At 46.0% G+C, this 224-nt stretch carries 1 pseudogene; it reads right to left on the reverse strand.

The annotated features are described in order from the left end of the window. Positions 1-224 (reverse strand): annotated as a pseudogene (locus B3180_RS09190) (aminotransferase class V); the annotation flags it as partial.

Genomic DNA, 224 nt, shown 5'->3' on the forward strand with positions numbered 1-224 from the left:
GTGTGGTCGGCACTGAAATGTCTAAGTCATGATTAAATACAATCGAAGGAAAAGCTGTGCTTAGGGCATCAACCAGCTGGTTTCGGTAACTTTGCAGAGTATCATCGTTCTGAAAGCGATTATTACTCTCGTCCTGCATTAACTCAAACAACGCATTCAACGCCGCAATTCCCGGTAAATTTTCTGTTCCTGAGCGTTGCCCTGACTCCTGCCCACCACCAATC

The organism is Idiomarina sp. UBA4206 (genome assembly GCF_002383015.1).
In the GTDB taxonomy this organism is placed as follows: domain Bacteria; phylum Pseudomonadota; class Gammaproteobacteria; order Enterobacterales; family Alteromonadaceae; genus Idiomarina; species Idiomarina abyssalis.